Origin of the sequence: Fodinibius sp., from assembly GCF_041642155.1 — a bacterium.
Classification (GTDB): Bacteria; Bacteroidota; Rhodothermia; order Balneolales; family Balneolaceae; genus Fodinibius.
The window spans coordinates 1-3035 of sequence record NZ_JBEPWZ010000335.1; the positions used below are offsets into that span (position 1 = coordinate 1).

The 3035-nt window shown below is 48.3% G+C and carries 2 protein-coding genes; both read right to left on the reverse strand.

Annotated features, from left to right (window positions below; all coding sequences use genetic code 11):
- Positions 1-1729 (reverse strand): CRTAC1 family protein (locus tag ACESLU_RS13590; RefSeq protein ID WP_372639170.1); only part of this gene is annotated, 1729 nt, incomplete at its 3' end.
- A 267-nt stretch (positions 1730-1996) separates the two neighbouring features.
- The coding region (locus ACESLU_RS13595; RefSeq protein ID WP_372639171.1) for a RagB/SusD family nutrient uptake outer membrane protein at positions 1997-3035 on the reverse strand (1039 nt) is incomplete at its 5' end.

Sequence of the window (3035 nt, forward strand, 5' to 3'; positions counted from 1 at the left end):
CGTAATCAAATGTCCCGCCGGCATTCTTTTGATCGATTTCCAACATTTGATTTACCTCAACACGCTCCATTGTTTCGAAGGAGTGATCGGACCAGATAACCTTTAAAGAGTCAACCGCTCTGATAGGGCCAAGCCCAATATGTAGCACATGGTCAACTGATGACTGAAATCCTCTTGTCGGCATCTGTTCCTGGAAAAAGACCCGGTTACCCTTATACAAAAACACTTTGGCACCAATACCGGAGCTGTTCATGCCCCGGCCACGGAGCTTCACCTTCAGGTAGTTGGTGCTGTCGGATGGCTCGGTTGTGTTCCGGTAAACAAAAGCCGGCATATTGACGTTATTCACGACCAGATCCAGCCTGCCGTTGTTGTTCAGGTCGGCATACGCAGCCCCGCTGGAATAACCCGGCTGATCCAGCCCCCAGCTCTCCGCCTCATTGCTAAAGGTTATGTCCCCATTATTTTTATAGGCATAATTGGGGATTTTTACAGGAGGCATCTCCTCAATGAGTTCCATATTTTCCTGGGCAATGTCTTCACTCAGCGAGATCTGCCGGCTTTTTTCCTGCAACAGCTGGTTGTAGTCCATGTCGGTAGGCCTTCCGACCATTCCATTTGTAATAAAAATATCTTTCAGCCCGTCATTATCCATATCCATGATCAGGGCCGACCAGCTCCAGTCCGTAGCTGCCACGCCCGAAGAAAAGCCGATATCACTAAAGAGAGGCGTTCCATCGGGACGGTCTCCCCGGTTTAGCTGCAGGGTGTTATGGGAGTACTGTGGATTAAATCCAAACCGGAGATTGGTGCCCACTCTTTCATAGGAATCCAAAATTCCCGACCTTCTTAATACCTCATTATCTTCGGGGAGCATATCCAGCGATATGATATCCACATTGCCGTCATTGTTCAAATCCCCCGCATCATTGCCCATTGATGATTTACTGGTATGTCCTACCGAAGCGTACAACGCTTCCCTGAATGTGCCATCTTTCTGATTGATATAGAGATAATCGTCTTCATGATAATCATTACCAATATAGATATCCGGCCACCCGTCCCTGTTAATATCCGTTACCGCGATTCCCAGACCATACCCCAAAGCACTGCTGTAAATACCCGACTGCTCCGTTACATCCCTGAACGTATCTCCCTCATTCCTGTACAGCCGGTCGCCTGCCAGGGAATCGCGGTCAGCCCGAAGCCGCTCAGCTCTTCCTTTCGTATTTTCACTGTGGAACGAATGATTCAGCAGGTACAGATCCAGGTCGCCATCTCCATCGTAGTCAAAAAAAGCCGCCTGTGTTGAATACCCTTCAAAATCAAGGCCGTAGTCGGATGCACTTTCCGTAAAAGTAGTATCCCCGTTATTAATGAAGAGCTGATTCGCCCCGGACTTATTGCTATAGTTAACCCGGCTGACATACATATCCAGATAACCATCTCCATTTACATCAGCCATTGTAACACCCGTAGACCATCCCTCAGTATCTCCACCAACCCCTGCTGAAGCTGTTATATCTTCAAACATAAAGTCTCCTTTATTCAGATACAGCTTATTTGCCCGCTCATTGCCGACAAAATAGATATCAGTCAACCCGTCATTATTGATATCCCCGGCGGCTACGCCGCCGCCATCATAAAAATATCCGTAATTTTGGATATTCAAGGCTTTGGTATTGGTAATACGGTTCTCAAAATTGATATTCGTATGATCCGTCGTCAACAATTCAAACCTTTTATCTTCTTTTTCCAGGGTACATGCGGAGATATATAAACAAAATTGAACAGACAGGACCGCCAGAAATAATATATTACGCACGGTATATTTTATGCTTTCTTAATTGAAAAGTTTGCGCAGTCATTTCAAATGTTGGGTTTGACTCTGTTAGATCACCCTATAATATAGGCTATAAATAGAGAGAGGCAACCTCTTATGGTTGCCTCTCTTTCCTAACGTAACAGGTTGGGATACGGTCGTAATGACCATTTTTTAATTATAACCGGGATTTTGCTGTAATACCGGCTCACCACCCACGGTACTCAAATCTATCTGATTTTGCGGGATGGGGTAATATTCATTCTTGCCCTCTGTAAACTGCCCGTCCCTCGTGGGAATGCCCAGCGCCGGTCCCTCGTAACGGAAGAACTCATTCATCTGTTCTTCCGCTTCGCCCCACCGGACGAGATCAAAAAAGCGATGACCTTCCATGGCCAATTCAAGCTTGCGTTCAAAGTGAACCGCTTCTCGGGCAAAGTCCGGGTTATTGAACTGGGCGGACGTATACTGTGCAATATCATAATTGGGAATCTCGTATTCCTGCCAATTGCCGGCATTGCCGGAGCCTCCTCCCAGGTATACAAAGGTCGATTCCGTATCTTCACGAATCACCCAGTCGAACTGGCTGACATCATCAAGGCTGAGCATCTCATTTTCATTAGCGACCTCAGCGATGGCCTGCGACCTGTTATGATCCAGGCTGACCCATCCATCTTCGTTGGCCGCCCGGGCGCGGACACGGTTCACATACTGACGTGCCTGCTCCAGGGATCCGACTTCGACTTCAGCCTCGGCTGCCAGCAGCAAGACATCTGCAAAGCGGATCACATACGTATTAATGGCCGATCCCGGTGCCCAGGAGTTAAGATCCGCGTATTCTGCCTGCTGCTCAGCCCAGTAGACGTGCTTTTTAGGACCATAGGGGCCAAAGTTCTCGGGTTCCCGCGCCCAGGCTATGCCCGGGTAAGGTCCCCAGTCCAAATAGGGCACTCCTCTTCGGCCAACGGTCCAGTCCAGCCGGGGGTCCAACGGCCCCTCATAGGGTTGAAACGCATCTTCCGGTGATACGCCCATATCATTATTGACCATCTGATTATTATATGGATCCGGGTCATTTACGTCAATAATCGGAAGGCCGCTGCCATCAGTCCTGAATGAATTTACAAGATCCTGGGTCGGCTGATAATAACCACAGCATGGAAAAGGACTGGTGTCGCCATAAGGAAAAGCCGAAGCCATTCCCAAATTGGCA